The following is a 22,876-nucleotide window of genomic DNA, read 5'->3' on the forward strand; positions in this document are numbered from 1 at the left end:
GGGCACATGTCCGTCATCTGGGGGACGGTCGGGGTGAGGGGTCCACCCCGTGACAAGGCGAGGTTAGCTTAGCCTAAGCTAACCTCATGTCTACCGGATCCCCCCACGGCACCGGAGGGCTGCGCCGGCCCTTGGCCGCCTGCCGCAGCCACCCGGGTCTGCTGACCGCAGTCCTGCTCAGTTCCCTGTTCGGAACGGGCCTCGAGGCGTTCGGCCCCCTGCTCACGGGCCTCGCCGTGAACGACGCGATCGCGGGCCGCACGGACCGCGTCGTCCTGCTCGTCGTCGTGCTGTGCGCCCTGGCCGTGGTCCAGTTCGGGGCCGAGTTCACCCGCCGCTTCTACGCGGGCAAGCTGGCCCTAGCCGTCCAACACGACCTGCGCACCCAGGTGTTCGCCTCCGTGCAGCGCTACGACGGCGTCAAGCAGGACTCGTTGCGCACCGGGCAGGTGGTCTCGCGGGCCAACAGCGATCTGCAGCAGATCCAGGTGCTGCTCGGCATGCTGCCGATACCGGTGGGCGTCACCGCCCAGTTCGCCGTCGCCGCGGCGGCGATGCTGTGGCTGTCGGCCCCTCTCGCGCTGGTCGCCCTGACCGTCGTACCGGCCCTCGCCCTGCTCGCGCGGCGCAGCCGCCGCCGGGTCGGCCCGGCCACCCGGCAGGCGCAGGCGCAGGCGGCCACGATCGCCGAGCACGTGGAGGAGACCGTCACCGGCGTACGCGTCGTCAAAGCCTTCGGCCAGGAGCGGCGCGAGACCGACCGGCTCGCGCGGGCCGCCCGTGCTCTGTTCGGCCGACGCGTCCGACTCGCCCGTATCCAGGCCGACTCCGCGGCGTCCATGGCGGTCCTGCCACCGGCCGGTCAGGTCGCGCTGCTCGCGCTCGGCGGCTGGCTCGCGCTGCGCGGCAGCATCGACATCGGTACGTTCCTCACCTTCGCCGGATACCTCACGCTGCTCGCGGGGCCGGCCCGGCTCTTCGCCAACTTCACCGTGACCGCGCAGCAGGCGCGCGCCGCGGCGGAACGTGTCTACGAACTCATCGACGCCGCACCGGACATCGTGGACGATCCGCGCGCCCCCGACGTGCCGGACGGACCGCTCGGGGTCGAACTGCGCGACGTCACCTTCGGCTACGCCCCCAGCGATCCGGTGCTGAAGGATTTCTCGCTGACAGTACGGGCGGGCGAGACCCTCGCCCTGGTCGGGCCGCCCGCGTCCGGCAAGTCCACCGTCTCGCTGCTGCTCAGCCGGTTCTACGACCCGCAGTCGGGAAGCGTGCTGGTGCGGAGTGCGGCGGACAGCGCGTTCGGGGCGAAGGATGCCGAGGCGGGGGCGGTCGGGGCCGGGACGGACACGGCCGGGGCGGGGACGGTCGAGGCCGGGGCGGGTGATGCCGAGGCGGGGAAGGATCTGCGGGAGCTGCGCCTGGCCTCGCTCCGGCGCGCGGTCGGCACGGTCTTCGAGGACCCCTTCCTCTTCTCCTGTTCGGTCCGCGACAACATCGCGCACGGCCGGCCCGAGGCCACCGACGCCGAGGTGCGGGCGGCCGCCGAGGCCGCCGGCGCGCACGGCTTCATCAGCGAACTGTCCGCTGGATACGGCACGTTGCTCGGCGAGCGCGGACTCAGCCTCTCCGGTGGTCAACGCCAGCGCATCGCCCTCGCCCGGGCCCTGCTCAGCCAGCCCCAGGTGCTGGTCCTCGACGATGCCACCTCGGCCGTGGACCCCGCCACCGAGGCGGCCATCCAGGACGCGCTGCGGACCGTGGCGGCGGACCGTACGACCGTGCTCATCGCCCACCGCCGCTCCACCCTGGCGCTCGCCGACCGGATCGCCGTGCTCGACGCGGGACGACTGGTCGACATCGGTACCGAGGCCGAACTGACCGGCCGCTGCCCGCTGTTCGCCGAACTTCTGGCCGGGGCCAGCGGCTCCCTCGACGAACGGACCCGCCCTGCGGGCGCATCGGCCGACGGGACGACCGCCGAGCTGTGGCCGAAGGGCCCGACAGCGGAGAAGTCGGTGCAGTCGGTGCAGTCGGTGCAGTCGGACCAGTCGGATCGGTCGAATCAGTCGGACCAGTCGGAGGACCCCGCCCTCGACGAGAAGGACCTGCGCACCCCCGACCCCCGGCTCTCCCTGGGCGGGCTCCTGCGCCCGGTGCGGGCCGCACTGCTCGTGGGCCTCGCGCTGCTCGCCGTGGACTCCCTTGCCGCCATCGCCCTGCCGATCCTCGTACGGCACGGGCTCGACGACGGCGTCAGCCGGGACAGCGCGGCCGCCCTCACCCTGTGCGTACTGCTCGCGGCCGGCGCCGTCACGCTGGGCTTCTTCGCGTACCGCGCCCAGGCGCGCGTGACGCGTCGGGCCGGTGAACGCGTGCTGTACGGCTTGCGCGTGCGGGTCTTCGCCCATCTGCAGCGCCTGGGGCTCGACTTCTACGAGCGCGAGCGCGGCGGCCAGGTGATGACCCGGGTCGTCAACGACATCGACGCCCTGTCCCAGTTCCTGCAGACCGGCCTGCTCACCTCCGTCGCCTCCCTGGCCACGCTGACCGGCGCGGCCCTGGCCATGGTGGTGGTCCACCCGCCGCTCGCCCTCGCCGCACTCGGACTGCTGCCGCTGGTGCTCGCCGCCACGGGGGTGTTCTGGCGGCTGTCATCGGCCGCGTACGACGAGGCCCGCCAGCGCATCGGCGCGGTCAACTCCAGCCTCCAGGAGAACGTCAGCGGACTGCGCACCTCCCAGTCGCACTCCCGGGAGCAGGGCGCTTCGCGCGAGTTCGGGGAGCTCTCCGACGCCTATCGGACCGCGCGCCTGCGGGCCCAGCGCTATGCCTCCGTCTACTTCCCGTCCATCAACTTCGCCGCCGAACTGTCCCGGGCGCTCGTCCTGTTCGTGGGTGCGCACCGGATCGCCGACGGCGACCTCAGCCCCGGTGTGCTCGCGGCCTTCCTGCTCTACCTCGGCATGTTCTTCTCGCCGCTGCAGCAGCTCTCCCTCGCGTTCGACGGCTACCAGCAGGCCTCCGTCGGTCTGCGCCGCACCATGGAACTGCTGCGCATCACCCCCTCCCTTCCCGAGCAGGGCACCGACACGCCGCTGCCCGAACGCCTCACCGGAGCAGTGGAGTTGGACGCCGTCACCTTCACCTACCCGGGCGCCGGACAGCCGTCCCTGCACGACACCGCCCTGCGCATCGCACCCGGCGAGACGGTGGCACTCGTCGGCACCACCGGCGCGGGCAAGTCCACCGTGGTCAAACTGCTCGCCCGTTTCTACGACCCGGACCGGGGCAGCGTCCGTGTCGACGGCCGGGATCTGCGCGACTGGGCCCCGTCGGGCTACCGGCGTCTCATCGGCTACGTCCCGCAGGAGACCCACCTGTTCACCGGGACCGTCGCCGACAACATCCGCTACGGCAGGCCGGCCGCCTCCGACGCCGAGGTGGAGGCGGCCGCCCGCGCGGTCGGCGCCCTCGAGGCCGTCGCCGCACAGCCCTACGGTTTCCACCAACCGGTGCGCGAAGGCGGCACATCACTGTCCGCGGGACAGCGACAGCTCATCGCCCTGGCCCGGGCGGAGCTCGTCGACCCGGGTCTTCTGCTGCTCGACGAGGCGACCGCGTCCCTCGATCCGGCGGCCGAGCAGAGCGTGCTCGATGCCACGCGACGCCTGGCCCGCAAGCGGACCACGGTCGTCGTGGCGCATCGCATGAGCACCGCCGCACGGGCCGACCGGATCGTCGTCGTCGACCGGGGACGCATCGCCGAGCAGGGCGGCCACGCCGAACTCCTCGCGGCGGGCGGCCACTACGCCCGCATGTGGCAGCACACCACGGGCACGGCACCCCGGCCGGACGAGCCCGGCCTCACCGACGTACCGCAGCCAACAGACGTACCGAATCCGACCGACGTATCGAAGCCAACAGACGTTCCCAATCCGACCGACGTATCGAAGCCAACAGACGTACCCAATCCGACCGACGTACCGAATCCAACAGACGTACCGCAGCCGAGGGACGCCATGACTCCAGCATCGGAGAGTGCCCGATGACCGCGGCTCCCGCCGCCGCCCCCGCCGTCACCACCAAGCCGACGGACGGCGAAGAACCCCCGAGAGGCACCCGCCTCTCGGTGCGCCTGGCGGGCCTGCTGCTCGGACTTGTGCTGCTCGCGGCCGCCTTCGCGCTGAGTCTCGCGATCGGTACCAAACAGGTCCCGTTCGGTGAGGTGTGGTCCGCCCTCGCCGACCCGGTGGGCAGCAAGAACGACGCCATCGTGCGCGAACTGCGGCTGCCCCGCACCCTGATCGGCCTGACGGCGGGCGCCGCCCTCGGGGTCGCGGGCGCCGTCATGCAGGTGCTCACCCGCAACCCGCTGGCCGACCCCGGACTGCTCGGCGTGAACGCGGGCGCCTCCGCGGCCGTGGTCACCGCGATCAGCGTGTTCGGGATCGGCTCCTTCACCGGCTACTTGTGGTTCGCCCTCGCGGGCGCGGCCGTGGCCGCCGTCATCGTCAACGCGCTCGGCGGCAGCCGCGCCGCCACCCCCGTACGTCTCGCCCTGGCGGGCACGGCGGTCAACGCCGCCCTGTTCGGCTATGTCAACGGGCTGCAACTCGTCGACCTGGACGCCCTGGAGACCATGCGGCACTGGGCGGTCGGCACACTCGCCGGACGCTCCATGGAGCTGCTCACGACAGCCCTGCCCGTGATCGGGGCCGGCATCGTGCTCGCCTTCCTGCTGGCCCGCCCGCTGGGTGCGCTGGCCCTCGGCGACGACTCCGCGCGGGCGCTCGGCGCCCATCTGGGCCGTACGCGCGTGCTGTCCATCGTCGCGATCACCCTGCTGTGCGGCGGGGCGACGGCGCTGTGCGGGCCCATCGGCTTCATCGGGCTGATGATCCCGCACGCGACGCGGGCGTTCTGCGGCTCGGAACCACGCTGGCTGCTGCCCTATTGCGCGGTGTACGCACCGGCCCTGCTGCTCGTCTGCGACGTACTGGGCCGGGTCGTGGTGCCGCCCTCCGAGATCGAGGTGGGCGTGGTCACCGCGTTCATCGGCGGCCTGATCTTCATCCACCTGGTGCGTCGGCGGAAGGCGGCCCAACTGTGACCTCCACCAAGATCTCCCCGGCTCCCCGGCCCGCCGAAGCCCCGGCCCCCCTCGTACGCGGCTACGTACGCAGGGGCGCGTGGTCGCTGAGGTTCGACCGCAGGGCCCTGCTCACCTGCACGCTCCTGGCCGCTCTCGCCGCGGTGGTCATGCTGTTCGCCATCGGCACGGGACGCTTCGCCCTCACCCCGTGGGAAGTGGTGCGCACGCTGACCGGTGACGGACCGCCCGGCGCCGAGTTCATCGTCATGGACCTGCGGCTGCCCCGGGCCCTCGACGGGATACTCGTCGGCTTCGGGATGGGCATGGCCGGCGCCGTCTTCCAGTCGCTGTCCCGCAATCCGCTGGGCAGTCCGGACATCATCGGCTTCGGCAACGGCGCCTCCGCGGGCGCACTCGTCGCGATCATCCTCTTCGAGGCGGGCATGGCCCAGACCGCGCTCGGCGCGGTGGCCGGCGGCTTCGCCACGGCGATCGCCGTCTACATCCTCGCGTTCAAGCGCGGCGTGCACGGCTACCGGCTCGTCCTGATCGGCATCGGCGCCTCCGCGGTGCTCGGCTCGGCCACCAGCTTCCTGTACGTACGGGCGGAGATCGGCAAGGCGGCGCAGGCGGCCAGTTGGATGGTCGGTTCCCTCAACGCCCGCGGCTGGAACGACGTGTGGATCGCCGGGCTCTCGCTGGCCGTGCTCGTGCCGGTCACCCTCCTGTACGCGCGCAGGCTGACCATGCTCGAGATGGGCGACGACACGGCGGCCGCGCTCGGGGTGCCGCCCGAGCGCACCCGCCTGGTGCTGCTCGCGGCCGGCACAGGCCTGACCGCGATGGCGGTGGCGGCGGCCGGACCGATCCCGTTCGTCGCGCTCGCGGCGCCGCAACTGGCCCGACGCGTCACGCGCTCGCCCGGCCCGAACGTGCTGCCCGCCGCATGGATGGGCGCCGTACTGGTCTGCGGCGCGGACCTGGTGACCCAGCGGATCACCAGCTCGGCCCTGATGCCGGTCGGCGTGGTCACCGGGGTCGGCGGCGGCATCTACCTGAGCTGGCTGCTGCTGCGCGAGCGCAGGTCGGGGCGCCTGTAGCGGTGCACTCAGCAGCTGTGTTGGGCCCTCAGCCCCGGCTGCGCAACCGGTCCCCGCTCGCCAGGATCGCCGTGGCCAGCGCCTGCGCCGCCTCCTGCGTACCGGCCCTGCGATGACGCCCCTGCAGCAGGACGAAGTCCACCGCGCCCAGCTCCGGCAGCCCCCCGCCCCGCAACCGCACGAGCCCCGGCGGGATCAGGCCCCGCGCGTGCGCCATCACGCCGAGGCCCGCGCGGGCCGCCGCCACCAGACCGTTGAGGCTGCCGCTCGTACAAGCGATGCGCCAGGCGCGGCCCTGTTGTTCCAGGACGTCAAGGGCGCGGGCGCGCGTGATGCCCGGTGGAGGAAAGAGGATCAGCGGGACCGGGCGGTCCGGGTCGAGGCGCAGGCCCGGTGCGCCGATCCAGGCGAGTTCGTCGCGCCACACCATCTCGCCGTGCCGGTCGTTCGGGCGGCGCTTGGCGAGGACCAGGTCGAGAGCGCCGTCCGCGAGCTGTTCGTGCAGCGTTCCGGAGAGTTCGACGGTGAGCTCGAGGTCGACCTCGGGGTGCTCGTGCCGGAAGGTTTCGAGCGTCTCCGGCAGGCGCGTGAGGACGAAGTCCTCCGAGGCGCCGAAGCGCAGCCGCCCGCGCAGCCGGGTGCCCGTGAAGAACGCGCTCGCGCGTTCATGCGCCTCCAGGATCGAGCGCGCGAACCCCAGCATCGCCTCGCCGTCCTCCGTCAGTTCGACGCTGTGCGTGTCCCGCGTGAACAGCGCCCGGCCGGTCGCCGCCTCCAGGCGCCGCACGTGCTGGCTGACTGTCGACTGGCGCAGCGAAAGGCGGCGCGCCGCCTGGGTGAAGCTCAGGGTTTGCGCCACGGCGAGGAAGGTACGCAGGTGCACCGGGTCGTACATACGCCCAGCGTAGACCGTTATCGCGTTTCGCGATGACAGTAAGTGCTGTATGCAGGATTCCCGATTTCGGTGATCAGGAGGACGATGGAGAGGGCACGTACCGCGCCTCATCAGCGAGCCGGAAACGCGCCTCACCAGCGAGCGGGAACCTCGCCGCCCCACCAGCAAGCCCCCCACCTTGGAGCACCACGCAAGTGAAACGCCCCGCCTGGCCGAAGCGGCTGCCGATCGACCCGTACATCCTGGCGCTCCTCGCCACCGTGGGCGTCGCCGCGCTGTTCCCGGCCCGCGGGACCGGCGCCGACATCGCGTCGGGCGGTGCGACCGCGGCCGTGGCGCTGCTGTTCTTCCTGTACGGAGCCAGGCTCTCGACCCGCGAGGCCGTCGACGGGCTGCGGAACTGGCGGCTGCATCTGACGGTCGTGGCGTGCACGTTCGCGCTCTTCCCGCTGCTCGGCCTGGCCGCCAAGGGTCTTGTGCCGTACGTCCTGACCCCGGCGCTCTACAGCGGCTTCCTGTTTCTGACCCTGGTGCCGTCGACCGTGCAGTCCTCGATCGCGTTCACCTCGATCGCGCGGGGCAACGTACCGGCCGCGATCTGCGCGGGGTCGTTCTCGTCGCTGATCGGCATCTTCCTCACGCCCCTGCTCGCCGCGGTGCTGATCGGCGGGCAGGCCGGATTCTCCGCCGATTCACTGGTGAAGATCGTGCTGCAGCTGCTCGTGCCCTTCGTGGCCGGGCAGCTCCTGAGGCGTTGGGTCGGGCCGTTCATCGCCCGGCACAAGAAGGTGCTCGGATACGTGGACCGCGGCTCGATCCTCCTTGTCGTCTACAGCGCGTTCAGCCTCGGCATGGTCGAGGGCATCTGGAGCCAGGTCACCCCGCTGCGGCTGCTCGCGCTGCTCGGCGTCGAGGCCGTGCTTCTGTCGGTGATGCTGACCGTCAGCTGGTTCGGGGCGAAGCGGCTCGGGTTCAGCCGCGAGGACCGGATCGCGATCCAGTTCGCGGGCTCCAAGAAGTCCCTGGCCGGCGGACTGCCCATGGCGAGCGTCCTGTTCGGGGCCCATGCCTCGCTCGCCGTACTGCCGCTGATGCTCTTCCACCAGATGCAGCTGATGGTCTGCGCGGTGATCGCCAAGCGGCGCTCGCGCGACCCCGAGGCCCTCGCCCAGGACGGTCTCGCGGGACCCGAGGTCACCGGGTCCGCTACTGCGCAGGCTCGAGCCGCAGCCGTACGAACCGCGGCCGGTACAGGGACACGTTCCGGCTGATGTGCGACTCCGCCACCCGCGGCGCCGCGTCCAGCCAGTTCACGTCATAGCTCAGGGCCAGGCCCTTCCCGCCCAGGTCCGGGTGGATCTGCGGGTTGTACGCGGCGGTGTCCTGCTCCGGCGCCGCGTCCTCGGGGAGAGGCGGCTCGAAGTCCCGGGTCGGCCCGTGCCATGGGCCGTGCGGCGCACAGGCCCAGTACGAGCTGATGCTGCGCAGCCCCTTCGTCCCGGCGGCCATCGTGAACAGCACCCAGGTCCCTTCCTGCCGTACGACCGTGAAAGCGCTGCCCACCCCCTTGCGCTTGCCGTCCCCGAGCACGGGCCGCGCCTTCTTGCTGTTCGCGCTCCACCCCTCGCCGTCCCAGTAGCGCCAGGCGCTGGGCTCGGCCAGGCGCCCGCCCGGGACCCGGGCCAGGTAGGCGTGGGACGCGGGGCGCAGGGCGGCCTTGCCGTCGTTGCCGCCGTAGACGTAGGTGTAGCCGTCCTCGGATACGGCGGTCGTGCCGTAGAGGACGCGTTCGGAGGGGTCCGGTACGGAGTTCTGGTCCAGGATCCGTACGACCCCTTCCAGACGCAGATCCGGAAGCGAGAGCGTGGCCACCTCGGTCGCCGTCGGCACTCCGAAGATCCAGGGTGCGGGCGCCGAGGCCCGGGTCCACAGAAGCACCCGGACGACCTGTTCGGGTGAGCCCGGCGAGCGCTCCTCGACCTGGGCGGCCACCGGCCACCGCCACTGCTGAGGGGCCGGATCGGGGAACAGCGGGGCGGGCAGGGTCTGTTCGAGCCGGCCCGACGGGGACATCAGCACCGCACTGTTGCGTACGAAGGGGGCGCTGCCGTCGCGCCAGGGGTACGGCTGCCCCGACAGATTGGGCGGCTGGTGCACCTGGCCGAGATAGCTGTCCGAGAACAGCCACAGGATCCGCCCGTCGGGAAGCCGTACCGAATGCGTGCCGTCGCCGCCGGTCCAGTCGTCGGTGCGGGCCGGGTCGTTTCCGTACCGGACGAACTCGGCGGTGGTCGCCTCGTCGGCGGACCACGAGGCGACCACCGAGCCGTCACAGACCTCATCGCCCTGCCGGTCGTTGTCCGGCAGGGCGATGAGCAGCACGGCCGCGCAGGCCAGCGCGAGCAGGACGACCAGGACATAGCGCGTGCTCGGCTTCCCCGCTGCGGACATGGAAGGCGACGCTAGTTGCTGTGGCTGATCCGGTCCATGGGCAGCCACAGGATGGCGTCCCGTGCGGACACCGAAGCCAGCTCCTCGTCACTCAACAGGCCCTCGTGGACCCGTACTTCATCGATGGCCCCGGTGAAGTGCGCCCGCGAGTCCAGGCGCTGGCCGAGGTGCACACCGAAACCCGACGTGCGGCTGACCGTTCCGGGCACGTCCGCCACCGCCGTCTTCACGCCGTCCACGGTCAGCGAGAACTCGCCACCGCCGCGGCGCAGGACCGCCTGATGCCACTGCCCGTCGTTGTACGCGGACGAGGTGCGCGCCACCGCCGACTTCACGGGGGTCATGCCCTCGCGTGTGGTGATCAGCGCGCTCACCCGGTTCTGCTCGGGCTCGCCGCGCAGCCACACCTGCGGCTGGCCGGTGCCGATGCCGCCCATCCAGAGCATCGGCTGCTCACCGGTCGTGGCGTCGTAGCGGAACCACACGCTCGCGGTGAAGTCCTTCGTGCCGAGCGGGAGTTGGCGGCGGAAAGGCAGGCGTACGGCGTCATCGGTGCCGTCGAAGGCGATCGCCTTGCCGAAGCGGCCGTCCGTCTCCCGTGCCCCGCCGAGCACCGACGCGTCCGCGGCGCCGCGCGCCCGGTCCGCGGTCCTCGGGTCGGGGCCGAGGCGCGGCTTCAGCCAGTCCTCGGTGAAGCGCGCGAACCGGATCTCGTCGCGCGCGTCCACCGCGCCGCCCTCGTACATCAGACCCACGGTGTCCTCGTCCGCGAGCACCATGTCCGAGTAGCCCGACCAGTCGGCCGTGACCTGCGTACCGCGGTCGACGCTGTCCCAGGTGCGGCCGCCGTCGTACGAGGAGCGCACCATCATCGTGCGCCGCCGGTCGGGATCGGCCGGGCAGGCGAACAGCATCCGGCCCTTGAACTGCAGGGTGGAGCCCTGCACTTGGGGCGTGTAGAGGTCGGGGACGGTCGTGAAGGGCGTCACGAACGAGTCCCCTCCGTCCCGGCTCACCGTGTGCGTGCGGTGCCCGAGGTCCGTGCCGTCCTGCTCACGGCCGTTGACGTAGACCGAGCCGTCCGGTCGCTCGGTGATCGCCATCTCGCTCGGCTTCTGCCGGAAGGTGCCGTCCTTCGCGGAGATCGGATACGAGTCGGTCGCGCCGATCTTCCAGTTGTCGCCGCCGTCGTCGCTGGTGATCAGGGCGGCGTGGTTGGCGGTGACGCGGGAGCCGTCCCAGGTCTCGGTGTTCACGCCGAAGACGAGGCGGCCCTTGTGCTTGCCGCGGCTGAGCTGGATGCCGTGGTGCGGCCCCGTGGCGTACCAGGAGTTCCAGTGGTCGGGAAGCAGTTGGTCGCTCAGATCGCGCGGCGTCGACCAGGTGCGGCCGTCGTCGTCGCTGTGCTGCATATACGGGGTGCGCTCACAGGGGACCGCGCAGTTCTTCCCGTCGGTGCGGCCCTTGTTGTACGTCTCCGCGAGGACGATCCGGCCGGTCTCGCGGTCGACGATCGGGGCCGGGTTGCCGTGGGTGTCGCCGTTGCCCTCGTTGATGACCTGGAGCGGGCCCCAGGTGCGGCCGCCGTCGGTGGAGCGCTTGAGGACGAGGTCGATGTCGCCGGCGTCCGAGCAGTCGTCGACCCGGCCCTCGGCGAAGGCGAGCAGGGTGCCCTTGGTCGTCTTCACGATCGCGGGGATGCGGTAGCAGGCGTAGCCCGGGTCCTGGGAGGCCTTGAAGAGGACCTGCTGCTCGAAGGCCGGGGGCGTGGCGTTCTCCGCCTCCGGGGCCGCGGCCGAGATCAGGCCGGGTATCAGGAGTGCGGCGAGGGCGGTGACGACGGCGGGTCTGAAGCGTGCGCGATGTGGTGCCGGCATGCGGGTCTGCCCTTCCTGGGGGTGCGAATGGGGAGGTGCCGGGTGCGTAGCTGCACAAACGGACATCAGACGTAGGACGTCCAATGTCCAAGCCCCAGACGGTACTTGGGGGTGCTCACGCCTCACAAGGCGCGTGCACGCCTTTGTCCCGCCGGACCGCAGCCCGTACGCGCGCTCGTCCCGCCGGACCGCACGGCGCCGAACGCCACCGCCTGCCGCATCGGCCACGCGGCCCCTCGGATTGGGCCGCAGGGCAGGTCGGGGGGAGGATGGGGGCGACAGCACGTCCGTCGAGTCGGGGAAGGCCGCGTTGAACTTCTGGTCCCTCTACAGCCAAGGCTTCGCACGTATCGCCGCGTGCACGGGCCATACGTACATCGCCGACCCGCACGCCAACGCGGCCGCCGTCCTGCGGCAGGCGCGGGAGTGCGCCGAGGAGGGGGTGGCCGTCGCGGTCTTCCCCGAGCTGACCCTCACCGGGTACTCGATCGAGGATCTGCTGCTGCAGGATGTCGTCCTCGACCAGGTGGAGGCGGCCCTGCAGGAGGTCGTCGCCGGGTCCGCCGAGCTCCTCCCGGTCCTGGTGATCGGCGCGCCGCTGCGCCACCGCCACCGCATCTACAACTGCGCGGTCCTGGTGCACCGCGGCCGGATCCTCGGCGTCGTGCCGAAGTCGTACACGCCGAACTACCGCGAGTTCTACGAGCGCCGGCAGATCGCGGACGGCGACGACGAGCGAGGCGGGACGATCCGGATCGCCGGCCAGGAGCTGCCGTTCGGCACGGATCTGCTCTTCGACGCCGAGGACATCCCCGGGCTCGTGGTGCACGCCGAGGTCTGCGAGGACATGTGGGTGCCGGTGCCGCCCAGCGCCGAGGCCGCGCTCGCCGGCGCGACGGTGCTCGTCAACCTCTCCGGCAGCCCGATCACCGTCGGGCGCGCCGAGGAGCGCAAGCTCCTGTGCCGCGCCGCCTCACAGCGCTGTCTCGCCGCGTACGTGTACTCCGCGGCCGGGCCGGGGGAGTCCACCACGGATCTCGCCTGGGACGGCCAGACGATGATCTACGAGAACGGGTCGCTGCTCGCCGAGACCGAACGCTTCCCCGACGGCGACCGGCGCTCGGTCGCCGATGTGGACCTCGATCTGCTGCGCCAGGAGCGCATGCGGATGGGGACCTTCGACGACAACCGCCGCGTCCACGGCGAGCGCACCGGAGACTTCCGGCGGATCGCCTTCCGGCTCGACGCGCCGACCGGGAACTTCGGCCTCAAGCGCCGCCTGGAGCGCTACCCCTTCGTGCCCGCCGACGCCGAGCGGCTCGCGCAGGACTGCTACGAGGCGTACAACATCCAAGTCGCCGGTCTCCAGCAGCGGTTGGCCTCGATCGGCAACCCGAAGATCGTGATCGGTGTCTCGGGCGGCCTCGACTCCACGCACGCGCTGATCGTGGCGGCCCGTGCCATGGACCGGGCGGGCCGGCCCCGCACCGACATCCTCGGCTTCACCATGCCCGGCTTCGCCACCGGCGACCACACCAAGGGCAACGCCCACCGGCTGATGAACGCGCTCGGTGTGACAGCCGCGGAGCTGGACATCACCGGCACCGCCCGGCTGATGCTGGACGAGATGGACCACCCGTTCTCCGAGGGCGAGCCCGTCTACGACGTGACCTTCGAGAACGTCCAGGCCGGACTGCGCACCGACTACCTCTTCCGGCTCGCCAACCAGCGCGGCGGCATCGTGCTCGGCACGGGTGACCTCTCGGAGCTCGCGCTCGGCTGGTGCACGTACGGCGTCGGCGACCAGATGAGCCACTACAACGTGAACTCGGGCGTGCCGAAGACCCTGATCCAGCATCTGATCCGCTGGGTGGTCAGCAGCGAGCAGTTCGACGCGGAGACGGCCGCGACACTCACCGCCGTACTGGACACCGAGATCAGCCCCGAGCTGGTGCCGGGCGAGGAACTGCAGTCCACGGAGTCGAAGATCGGCCCGTACGCGCTGCACGACTTCACGCTGTTCTACGTGCTTCGCTACGGATTCCGGCCGTCGAAGATCGCCTTCCTCGCGTGGCACGCGTGGCACGACGTGAAGGCGGGCGCGTGGCCGCCGGGCTTCCCGGACGACAAGCGCGGCGCGTACGACCTGCCGGAGATCCGCAGCTGGCTCGAGGTCTTCTGCAAGCGCTACTTCGCCTTCGCCCAGTTCAAGCGCTCCGCGATGCCGAACGGCCCGAAGGTGTCCCACGGCGGTTCGCTCTCGCCCCGTGGCGACTGGCGGGCGCCTTCGGACAGCACGGCGGAGGCTTGGCTCCGGGACCTGAAGCGGATCGACGAGGCGCTGTAGAGGGCTGAGCCGGCCATTGGGGCCAGGGGGAGCCCTCGCCGAGAGGGGCGCCGGGGCGGGAATGAGGTTTTGTCCGCAGCTCGACCGGCCGCTGGCGGTCAGTGGGCGGAGCCGTCGAGGGGTGGGGCGGCTCAGCCGGCCCTCGGGCGGGGGGCCTTCCGCCGCCATCCCGGTCCGGCGCTGGTGCTGGCCGGGCAGGGTTCGGGCTGGATACCCGGTGTGCTCGACATGTTGGGCTACTGCCACGGGCGGCCGGTCGCGGCGGCGACGAGGGCGTCTACGGCCGTGTCCAGGACCGGCGCAGGTCTTGCCGCTTCGATGGGCACGAGCCCCTCGGAGGTCTGGTGAGTCAACTGCTTCGTCGCCGCAGGCGTCATGCGCCCGCATGAGCTGCCGCTCCGTGACCGCATCGACCTCTACATGATCCTGTGCGGCAGCGACTATCCGCACGACGAGGCACGCACCCGTACTCCCGCGAGGGCCTGCGGATCGCGTACGTGGGCCTCTAGCGCGAGGAGGTCGCGGCGATGGTCGGCGGCAATGAGGCGTGTGTGTACGGCGTCGACCGCGACCTCCTCGGTCCCATCGCGGCGAAGGCGGGCCCGGCGGCGCAGGAGATCGGCGAACAACTGGGGGAACCTCCGACGGACGCGACGTGTCCGGTGTTGGCGCGGGAAGCGTCGGTACGGGTCTGGTGAATAGCCCGCAGGGGCAGGGGACGTCACGGCGACGGAGCCGGACGGGACCGTCCGTTCCGTCCGCTGGCCGTTGTGCGCCTTCACCGTCCGCCGCTCGTGGTAGGCGAACCCGGGAATCGCTCAGTCTCCCTGTGCCATCCTGACCTGCGCAGGTGACGGACGCGGGGAGGCGGCGACATGGGGGAGAGCAGGCAGGCGCTGATCGTGGCGGTGCCCCGTTACGAACTCTCCGATCGCTTCGAGGACTTGACGGACACCGTAGGCCGGGACGTCGAGCTGATGACCGAGGCGCTGCGCTCCTCCGGCTACAGCGTGGAACTCGTCGGCACACCCCCGCACGAGCCCGCCCTGCGCTCACGGATCCGCAGCACCATCAGCCGGGTGTGCGCCACCGCGCCGGAGGACAGCACCGTCCTCATCCACTTCACCGGGCACGGTCTCTCCGTCGGCGGCGCGGACTATCTCGTCCCCGCGGATGCCCAGTTGACCTGGGCGACCTCGCCGCCGCAAGTCGCGCTCGACAGCCTCATCGGACTCGACCTCGCGGAACTGCTCCAGGGCTGCCGGGCGGACACGGTGCTGCTCACTGTGGACGCCTGCCGCGACACGGCTGGCGCGGACGGCCCGTCCTATGGCGGCCCCGCGACCAACTTCCCGGCCTGGCGGAACAGGGTCGCCGTCCTCTTCGGCTGCGGCCCGGGCCAGACCTGCGGCTCCGACGCGGAACTGGGCAGTCACTTCTCACGGGCCCTCGCGGAGGCCCTGCACGCCGACACCGCGCCGCGCACGGTGGCGGACGTCATCACCCACACCGTCCGCAGGACCACCGAGTTCGCCCGGGCCGCCCGCGAGGAACAGACCCCGACCCCCCACTACGCCCCGAGCGGCCCCGACGCCGTCAAGGAGGTCGAACTCTGCGCCGGCCGCACCCTCCAGGAGGAGTGGACGCTGGGGGTGCGTGACCCGGAACTGTGGGCGTCGGTCCAGTGCGGGGACGAACGCCGCGCCGCACTCCAGCAGGTACTGGTCCGGCTGACGCAGGAGTGCGCGAAGTGGCGTGGCGGCGCGCTGGCCCGGGTCCCCGACCCCTGGGCGGACGACAACTATCCCGTGCGGGTCCTGTCGCGAGGACTCAGACCGCTGCTGGCGCCGTCGCAGACCCAGGGCGGACCGCTGCTCGACGCGGGCGAGTTCGCCCTGCTTGCCGCGGCGCCGTTCGTACGGGAGGCGGTCCACGCGATGGGGATCATGAATGTTGCCGCCATCGACCCGCTCCAGCTCGATCCGGCCATGGGCGACGCGGGACGCGATCCCGAACGCGTCGACCTGGAGCACACGTTCGCCGCGCATGCCCTGCTGCGGCGCAAGGGCCGGGAGCTGGCCGGACGCGGATGCGCGGAGGACGCCGAAGCCGTCGCAGCCTGGCTCGTCCACCGGCACGTCAGTGGCAAGGAGGAGCTGTGGGACACGTATGCCCCCCAACTCCTCACCCCGCTCGCCAAGGTGATGATCGGCGCCGACGCGGCACCCGCCAGAATCGGGGAACTCACCGACGAGCTGGTACGAGTCTGCCGCCAGACCGGGGTCGCCCCCGCGCAGCCCCACCAGGGCGAGCGCGTCGGCGCCGACACCCATTGGCGGCTGGACGAACTCGTGTGCCGGGACTCGACCGTGGAGCGCTGGCGGCCTCGCGAACTGTCCTGGCTGATCGGTGTGGCGGGTCTGTTCGGCGGCGATCTGCGCCAGTTGCCCGGGGTCCTGGTGGACAACATCGGCATCACCGACGGCCTGCGCCCCGCCCAGGCCGTCCAGAGCGTGCGGGAGCTGAGGTGGTCCCGGGACCGTCACAGCAAGGCACTCGACCTCGACCTCCCCTGCCCCCATCCCGCGGTCCACGCGGCACTGGAGACGTTGACCGACTGGACCGACGACGCCGTGCGGCGGATCCGGGCCCACACCGCGCCGACGGGGCCGACCGAACTGCTCACCCACCTGCCCGAGCGGGTCACCTGCCGCAGGCTGCGCCCGCAGTACGACATCGCGACCAGGAGCGACGCCTACGGAATGCCGCTGATGCGGTTCGCCCTCGCCGAGGACGAGATGCGTGAACTCCTTATGGGCACCCAGCTGTACGGCGACCCCGCTCTCGCGCTGCGGGAGCTCTACCAGAACGCGCTCGACGCCTGCCGCTACCGGGAGGCCCGGGTGCGCTACGGGGAAGTCGCCCGGAAGATCGCCCCGAACTGGGAAGGGGAGATCGTCTTCCGACAGGGCGTCGACGACGAGGGCCGTCCCTACGTGGAGTGCGAGGACAACGGCGTCGGCATGGGGCACGAGACGCTGCGCGGCACCTTCTCGCGGGCCGGCCGGCGCTTCGAGCAGTCGCGCGAGTACCGGCGGGAGCAGGCCAACTGGCGGCGGGCCGACCCAGACCTGAGGATCTATCCCAACAGCCGTTTCGGCGTGGGGGTCTTCAGCTATTTCATGCTGGCCGACGAGATCAGCATCTGGACCCGCGCCACCGACGAGTACGGGCGTGAGGACCCGTCCGGCGGGCTGCGCGTCGACATCGCCTCCAGCGGGAGCCTGTTCCGCATCCGCAGGAACGACGAGGCACAGGCCAGAGGCGGCACGAGGGTGCGGCTCTATCTGCAGGCCGACGGCGTCGACGTGGCCGGACAACTCGCCAAGCACATCTGGCGGTCGGACTTCGCGATGCGCGTGGAGGTCGAGGGCGAGATCGTTCGGGCGTGGGAGAAGAAGGCTCTCTACTACTTCGGCGACCACACCCGACCTGTACCCGCGGGCAAGGACATGTGGTGGGTGGAGGGCAAGGGATGCCTTCTGGCGGATGGAGTGCAAGTCGACACGGAAGCCGTGTTCGGCGAGGGCGACCGCACGGCCCAGACCTGGCTCCGTGAGGACGGTCGCGAGCCGTCCTTCGACGACATGAACGGTCGCAGGACAGAAAGGCTTCCGTTCGGCTGCGTGGTGGACCTGCGGGAGACACACGCCCCGGACATCAGCACCAGCAGGACGACCCTCCTCTCGTACGACCGGGACTGGGTGACCGATCGCATCCTGGAGGCCTGCCGGGACTTCCAGGCACCTGAGTGGATGACCATGGAGTGGCTCTGGGCCTTCGCCACCTGGCACCCGGAAGGGGCGGTACGCATCACGGAGCGGCTGCTCGCAGCCGACGCACGCGTCACCAGCAGACTCGGCTGGGACCGGTCGACCGTCTTCGAGTTCCGGAAGGTGGGGTGCTTCCCGCTCGATTCGCGTCTGGTGGCGCTCCGTACGGAGTACGGAGTGTCCAGTGCCCCCCTCAGCTCCGTCAGCCAGGGGGAAGAGACTCTGCCGGCGTGGCGCGCCGGCGTACTGCACTCTGTGGGCATCGAACTCGGCGTGCGGCTGCGGGAGTTGGCGGTGCCTGAGACGGTGGCCGGCTATCCGACGCCGCAGGCCTGGGAGGCGCGCGTCGGCAGGAGACTTCCCCTGAGGACGTTCGACGGTGTGCGGCGGGCCGCGCTGGCGCACGGCACGGACGAGGTGCTGACTCTCGGCGACGTGTGGCGGAGGCTGCGACGCTATGCGGTCGTGGGCTTGGAGCTTCCGCCGGCGACAGACTTCGACGCCGCGCACGCGATGGAGCTGGACGCCACGGACTGCGAGCTGCTGATGGGAGGCCGCGCCTACTTCGGGTCCCTTCTCGATCCGGACCTCAACCATGACGAAGTGGATGTGCTGTCCATGCTCAGCCGATTCAGCGCGCAGAAGGGGCTTTCACTGCGCGAGGCATGGGGCAGGGCCCGGCGCTTCGCGGCCGCGGGATTTCCGCTGTCGATTCCCGAGACGGTCGCCGAACCTCCCGAAACCGAGGTGGCCACCCGAGCGGAACTCGGGCTGCTGTCCTGGCACTTCCAGTTCGTGCATACGGGCGAGCCCTCCCAAGGCCCGCTCCCGGACGCCGAGGAGTACGAGAAGGTCCTGCACCGGTACGCGTGGCTCGGCGTGACTCCTGTCGCGCTCCCCGAACAGGCCGAGGTGGTGGAGGATCCCGAAGCCGATACGTGGGGTCAGGGTTCGGCGCGCCTCCGCGTGCCGGATGAACAGGGTGATGAGTTCGAACGGAGCCTTGGGGTGTCGCCCTGGTTCGGGGAGGTGGGCATCCTGTCCCGCCGTCAACTGGCGCGCGGCTCCGGGATGCTGTCGCTGCCCATCGACCAGGTCCTCGCGCGGTATGACGCCATCCTCAGGCCCAATGCGGTGCGGATTCCCGAATACGGAGATCTGGCCGGCCGGGTCTTCAGCCGACTCGACAGTGACCTCCTTGGTGCCGCGCTGAACGACTGGATCGGTCGTTCGCTGTCCGGCGAAGGAGCCATCTGTCCCGCTCCGTTGCTCGAGACTGCGGCAGCCGTACGCAACGTGCAGGAGACCACGGAGCAGGTCGCGGAGAGCCTTCGCCAACTGGCGGCTGACGGTCTCGTGGCCACAGAGGCACCGGCTCTGGCCGAGAGCTGGCGGGGCATCTCGCAGAACGACTGGGAACTGCTCCCGGTGCCCATCAGCCGAGGCATTGAGCTGTACCGCTATCCCCAGGCGAGAGCGTCCATGGTGGTGAACGGTGAGATCCACGGCCTCTACGCGGTCCTGGCCGCGGCGTACGCCAGGATGCCCCTCGGCTCCGTGATCGAGCGGCTGCTGGCCGTGGGCCCTCTCGTCGGGCTCGCGGCGTCAGGACCGGCGCTGCCGGCCTCCCTCGCCGAGATGCGCCCCACCCCGGCGGACATCGAAGCATGCTGCGTGCAGGAGGACGGCCGAGTGGAGTGGCGCACGAACTCCGCCCCCGTCAGGCTGGTCAATCACGCCCTCTCCATGGACGGCACCCTCGGCGAGAGCATGGCCGTCCTGAGCCGCTATACCCCGCTGGGCGGGCCGTGGCGGGAATCCGGGGACGAGGGCCAAGACCACAGGGGGCACCCGGACGGCTTCGCCGACTGGCGGCAGTACCGGCCCAGCCAGCATGACAGGGCGCTCTTCGGCTCCGATCTGGTGGGTGCCCGCCCAGCGGGGCCAATCGAACTGCTGCGCGTCGCGGCCCGTTTCGGATGGCGGATCGATCACGCATGGGACCGACTGGCGATCTACCGTCCGTTCGGGCTCGAACTGCTCGTGGAGCGCCCGGAGTTCGACGTGGTGCCGACCTGGGAGGATCTGATCCTCCTCACCGAGCACTGCACGGGGTCGGCCCCTGCGCTTTGCGGGCAGGTCACGGGCGAGCGCATCGCCGTCACCGCGCGGGAGCTGGAGCGGCCGACCCGCTGGGTCCACGACCGGCTGGCCCTCTACGCCCCGCTGTTCGGCCTCGCGCTGCCGGCCGAATGCCCCGCCGGACCGGCCCCGACGCCGGTACCCCGTGCCTACCGGGACCACACCGAGTGAGGATTCGATGCCCGATCACGTACCGACCGATTTCCGTGAGTACGAGCCGGCCGTTCCGCCCACCGACACGTTCCATGTCGTACGTTCCGAGGACGGCCGCTGGTACACGGTGACCGGCCCGTGCCCGACGTGCAGGGCGACGGTGGTCTTCCGCGTCGCGTACGGGGTACTGGGGCCGGCCAAGAGGCTCCTGGGTCGCGGTCGGCGTACGCCCGAGCCGCTCACGGGCAGCATTCCCGTCTACTGCCAGTGCGGCTATCCCCATGCGGAGAGGCCGCCCGAGTCGCCCGACTCGGGGTGCGGCGCCTTCTGGGAGGTCCCCGTGCCGGCGCCCGCCCCGGGGACGACCACGTGACGGACCTGGCCAAGAAGCGGTTCGCGCAGCTGGGTCAGCAGTTGCAGCTCGATCAGCTCACCGCTGTACGCCGGCAGGCCGAGGGGTGGCGCAACGGCCTGACCGGGCTCACCGGTCTGGTCGGAGTGGTCTTCGTGCTCAAGGGGCGGGAGAGCGTGGCCGGGATGCCCGCCGTGTGGCGCTGGACCACGGCGGCGCTGCTCGTGTTCGCCTTCGTCCTGCTGCTGATCGGGGCTCTCGGTGCCGTCCGGGCCGCGCACGGGCAACTGGGGCAGCGGACCTGGCTGACCGGGGACCGGCTCTTCGCTGCCGTCCTTGACGAGGTCGAGCGGACCCAGGACGCCCTGACCGCCGCGCGCCGGGCCTCCGTTGTGGGACTGTGCGCGATCGTCGCCGCCATCGCCGTGTCCTGGGTCGTCCCGGCGGACGCCGGCAAGGAACCCGCCACCGCGGTGCCGCACGTGCTGGTGGTGACCGTCGATGGCCCTCGCTGCGGTGAGCTCATGGCGGGCGACACCCGGACGCTGACCCTCAAGGTCGCCGGGTCGAAGGGCAAGTCCGGCGGGCGGACACCGGCGGCGGGCGTGTGGCGCAGCATCCCCTTCGACCAGGTGCGTTCCATCACCCCTGTCCGCGGATGCTGATCGGCACGCGTCGCTGCCGCCCGCCGCCGGGGATGAGCGATCAGGAACTGCGGACGGAGCGAAGCAGGACGAGGCCCACGACGAGGCTCCCGGCGGGGCGCGCTTCCTGCACAACGCGAGAGCAACACAAGGCAAGGGCCCGGCCCGGCGCAGGGGGCGCTCCCCGCCGGTGCCGGGCCCCGCCCGTCGTGTAGCGGGCCGCGGTCGCTCAGCTCGTCGAAGCCGTCGCCTCGAGGGCCAGGCGATGCTCGCCCGCGTACACGTTCATGGAGTCGCCGCGCAGGAATCCGACCAGCGTGAGGCCGGTCTCCGCGGCCAGGTCGACCGCGAGCGAGGACGGTGCCGAGACCGCGGCGAGCACCGGGATGCCCGCCATCACGGCCTTCTGCGCCAGCTCGAACGACGCGCGCCCCGAGACGAGGAGCACCGAGCGGGACAGCGGAAGCCGCCCTTCCCGCAGCGCGCGCCCGACGAGCTTGTCGACCGCGTTGTGCCGGCCCACGTCCTCGCGTATGTCGACAAGGTCGCCGTCCTCGGTGAAGAGCGCGGCGGCGTGCAGGCCCCCGGTCCGGTCGAAGACCCGTTGTGCTTCCCGCAGCCGGTCGGGGAGGCGGGCGAGCAGTCCGAGATCGAGACGGACCGGGGGAGCGCTGTCCCCTTGCGTGTCGTCGATCGGCCACCGCGCGGTGGTGCGCACGGCGTCGAGCGACGCCTTTCCGCACAGGCCGCACGAGGACGTCGTGTAGACGTTGCGCTCCAGGGTGATGTCGGGGATCACGACATCCGGAGCCGTCTTCACATCGACGACGTTGTACGTGTTCGTACCGTCGGCGGTCGCGCCCGCGCAGTACACGATCGACTGCAGTTCCTCCGCGGCGCCGAGCACCCCCTCGCTCACGAGGAAGCCCGCCGCGAGCGCGAAGTCGTCGCCCGGGGTGCGCATCGTGATGGCGAGCGGTTTGCCGTTGAGCCGGATCTCCAGAGGTTCCTCGGCGACCAAGGTGTCCGGGCGCGCGGAGATCTGTCCGCCCCGCACCCGGATGACCCGGCGCCGTTCCGTGACGCGTCCCATGAGTGATCAGTCCCGGTTCTGTACGTGCTGGTAGCCGAAGCGGCCCTTGATGCAGAGATTGCCGTGGGTCACCGGGTTGTCGTGCGGCGAGGTGACCTTGACGATCTCATTGTCCTGCACGTGCAGCGTGAGATTGCAGCCCACTCCGCAGTACGCGCAGACCGTGGTGGTCTCGGTCTGCTGGGACTCGTCCCAGGTGCCCGCCTCGCGCATGTCGTACTCGGACTTGAAGGACAGGGCGCCCGTCGGACACACCTCGATGCAGTTGCCGCAGTACACGCACGCCGACTCGGTGAGCGGTCCGTCGTGCTCGACGGCGATCCGCGCGTCGAAGCCCCGGCCCACGACCGAGATGGCGAAGGTGTTCTGCCACTGGTCGCCGCAGGCGTCCACGCACTTGTAGCAGAGGATGCACTTGTCGAGGTCGCGGACGTAAAGGTCGTTGTCGATCTTCGGGTCCTCGTCGAGCCGGGCCGCGTCGGGACCGAAGCGGTCGGGCTTCGCGTCGTACTCCTTGATCCACTCCTCGACGCGGGGCGTGGTGGAGAGGTCCACGGACGAGGCGAGCAGCTCGATCACGATCTTCCGGCTGTGCCGGGCCCGCTCGGTGTCCGTCCTGACCGTCATGCCCGCTTCGGCCTTACGGGAGCACGCGGGCGCCAGCGTACGGGCGCCCTCGACCTCGACGACGCATACGCGGCAGGCGTTCTTGGGCCGCAGCGTGTCGCCCTCGCAGAGCGTCGGGATCTCCTTGCCCTCGGCCCGGCAGGCGTCCAGGATCGTGGACCCCTCCGGGACGCGGACCTCCTGGCCGTCCAGGGTGAACTCGATGAGCCTGCGCGGCAGTCCGAGCGGTACGGCGGACGTGTTGCGTGGCATGGCCGGTGC

13 protein-coding genes and 1 pseudogene are annotated in these 22,876 nt (G+C 71.2%); 9 read left to right on the forward strand and 5 right to left on the reverse strand.

All coding sequences use genetic code 11. The annotated features are described in order from the left end of the window. Positions 1 to 86 precede the first annotated feature (86 nt). The 3 genes from ABT367_RS00330 to ABT367_RS00340 are packed head-to-tail and all read left to right on the forward strand — an operon-like array spanning position 87 to position 6,201. Entirely contained in the window at positions 87 to 4,058 is a 3,972-nt protein-coding gene (locus ABT367_RS00330; protein ID WP_352247941.1) for an ABC transporter ATP-binding protein, read from the forward strand. Next, on the forward strand, positions 4,055 to 5,119 hold the full coding sequence (locus ABT367_RS00335; RefSeq protein ID WP_352247943.1) for a FecCD family ABC transporter permease: 1,065 nt from the start codon (positions 4,055 to 4,057) through the stop codon (positions 5,117 to 5,119). The genes ABT367_RS00330 and ABT367_RS00335 overlap by 4 nt, the downstream gene beginning before the upstream one ends. Next, on the forward strand, positions 5,116 to 6,201 hold the full coding sequence (locus ABT367_RS00340; protein ID WP_352247945.1) for a FecCD family ABC transporter permease: 1,086 nt from the start codon (positions 5,116 to 5,118) through the stop codon (positions 6,199 to 6,201). The genes ABT367_RS00335 and ABT367_RS00340 overlap by 4 nt, the downstream gene beginning before the upstream one ends. A 28-nt stretch (positions 6,202 to 6,229) precedes the next feature. Here ABT367_RS00340 and ABT367_RS00345 read toward each other — a convergent pair whose 3' ends face one another. After that, a complete protein-coding gene (locus ABT367_RS00345) occupies positions 6,230 to 7,096 on the reverse strand; it encodes a LysR substrate-binding domain-containing protein (protein WP_352247947.1) in 867 nt (288 codons plus the stop codon). Positions 7,097 to 7,290: 194 nt separating this feature from the next. Between ABT367_RS00345 and ABT367_RS00350 the strand changes: the two genes are divergently transcribed. Beyond that, a complete protein-coding gene (locus ABT367_RS00350) occupies positions 7,291 to 8,367 on the forward strand; it encodes a bile acid:sodium symporter family protein (RefSeq protein ID WP_352247949.1) in 1,077 nt (358 codons plus the stop codon). Here ABT367_RS00350 and ABT367_RS00355 read toward each other — a convergent pair. Both ABT367_RS00355 and ABT367_RS00360 read right to left on the reverse strand, forming a co-directional pair. Continuing rightward, positions 8,303 to 9,547 carry a DUF4185 domain-containing protein gene (locus tag ABT367_RS00355; protein ID WP_352247951.1) on the reverse strand — a complete coding sequence of 415 codons (1,245 nt, stop codon included), beginning with the start codon at positions 9,545 to 9,547 and terminating at the stop codon, positions 8,303 to 8,305. The genes ABT367_RS00350 and ABT367_RS00355 overlap by 65 nt on opposite strands. A gap of 11 nt (positions 9,548 to 9,558) precedes the next feature. Next, complete coding sequence (locus ABT367_RS00360; protein ID WP_352247953.1) at positions 9,559 to 11,424, reverse strand: sialidase family protein; 1,866 nt, start codon at positions 11,422 to 11,424, stop codon at positions 9,559 to 9,561. Positions 11,425 to 11,734: 310 nt separating this feature from the next. On the opposite strand from ABT367_RS00360, the gene ABT367_RS00365 reads away from it, so the two are divergent. The 5 genes and pseudogenes from ABT367_RS00365 (at position 11,735) to ABT367_RS00385 (ending at position 20,916) form a co-directional block, all read left to right on the forward strand. Next, positions 11,735 to 13,771, forward strand: coding sequence for an NAD(+) synthase (locus ABT367_RS00365; protein ID WP_352247955.1), 2,037 nt, complete (start codon positions 11,735 to 11,737; stop codon positions 13,769 to 13,771). Positions 13,772 to 13,921: 150 nt separating this feature from the next. Then, positions 13,922 to 14,469: pseudogene (locus ABT367_RS00370) on the forward strand (amidohydrolase family protein); the annotation flags it as partial. Between the two features lie 177 nt (positions 14,470 to 14,646). Further along, positions 14,647 to 19,917 carry an HD domain-containing protein gene (locus ABT367_RS00375; protein ID WP_352247956.1) on the forward strand — a complete coding sequence of 1,757 codons (5,271 nt, stop codon included), beginning with the start codon at positions 14,647 to 14,649 and terminating at the stop codon, positions 19,915 to 19,917. Positions 19,918 to 19,924: 7 nt separating this feature from the next. Then, positions 19,925 to 20,272, forward strand: a complete 348-nt coding sequence (locus ABT367_RS00380; RefSeq protein WP_352247958.1) for a hypothetical protein — start codon at positions 19,925 to 19,927, stop codon at positions 20,270 to 20,272. Beyond that, positions 20,269 to 20,916 carry a hypothetical protein gene (locus ABT367_RS00385; protein ID WP_352247960.1) on the forward strand — a complete coding sequence of 216 codons (648 nt, stop codon included), beginning with the start codon at positions 20,269 to 20,271 and terminating at the stop codon, positions 20,914 to 20,916. Before ABT367_RS00380 ends, ABT367_RS00385 begins: the two co-directional genes overlap by 4 nt. Before the next feature lie 208 nt (positions 20,917 to 21,124). Here ABT367_RS00385 and fdhD read toward each other — a convergent pair whose 3' ends face one another. Both fdhD and ABT367_RS00395 read right to left on the reverse strand, forming a co-directional pair. Continuing rightward, positions 21,125 to 21,988 carry a formate dehydrogenase accessory sulfurtransferase FdhD gene (gene fdhD, locus ABT367_RS00390; protein WP_352247962.1) on the reverse strand — a complete coding sequence of 288 codons (864 nt, stop codon included), beginning with the start codon at positions 21,986 to 21,988 and terminating at the stop codon, positions 21,125 to 21,127. Positions 21,989 to 21,994: 6 nt separating this feature from the next. Continuing rightward, positions 21,995 to 22,867 carry a 2Fe-2S iron-sulfur cluster-binding protein gene (locus ABT367_RS00395; protein WP_352247964.1) on the reverse strand — a complete coding sequence of 291 codons (873 nt, stop codon included), beginning with the start codon at positions 22,865 to 22,867 and terminating at the stop codon, positions 21,995 to 21,997. Positions 22,868 to 22,876 lie beyond the last annotated feature (9 nt).

The organism is Streptomyces mesophilus, from assembly GCF_040300965.1.
Lineage (GTDB): Bacteria > Actinomycetota > Actinomycetes > Streptomycetales > Streptomycetaceae > Streptomyces > Streptomyces mesophilus_A.

Excerpts from the sequence above, each read along its gene's own strand:
- ABT367_RS00330 (WP_352247941.1), top strand. The coding sequence starts at position 87 with ATGTCTACCGGATCCCCCCACGGCACCGGAGGGCTGCGCCGGCCCTTG.
- ABT367_RS00335 (WP_352247943.1), top strand. The coding sequence starts at position 4,055 with ATGACCGCGGCTCCCGCCGCCGCCCCCGCCGTCACCACCAAGCCGACG.
- ABT367_RS00345 (WP_352247947.1), bottom strand. The coding sequence starts at position 7,096 with ATGTACGACCCGGTGCACCTGCGTACCTTCCTCGCCGTGGCGCAAACC.
- ABT367_RS00355 (WP_352247951.1), bottom strand. The coding sequence starts at position 9,547 with ATGTCCGCAGCGGGGAAGCCGAGCACGCGCTATGTCCTGGTCGTCCTG.
- ABT367_RS00360 (WP_352247953.1), bottom strand. The coding sequence starts at position 11,424 with ATGCCGGCACCACATCGCGCACGCTTCAGACCCGCCGTCGTCACCGCC.
- ABT367_RS00375 (WP_352247956.1), top strand. The coding sequence starts at position 14,647 with ATGGGGGAGAGCAGGCAGGCGCTGATCGTGGCGGTGCCCCGTTACGAA.
- ABT367_RS00380 (WP_352247958.1), top strand. The coding sequence starts at position 19,925 with ATGCCCGATCACGTACCGACCGATTTCCGTGAGTACGAGCCGGCCGTT.
- fdhD (WP_352247962.1), bottom strand. The coding sequence starts at position 21,988 with ATGGGACGCGTCACGGAACGGCGCCGGGTCATCCGGGTGCGGGGCGGA.
- ABT367_RS00395 (WP_352247964.1), bottom strand. The coding sequence starts at position 22,867 with ATGCCACGCAACACGTCCGCCGTACCGCTCGGACTGCCGCGCAGGCTC.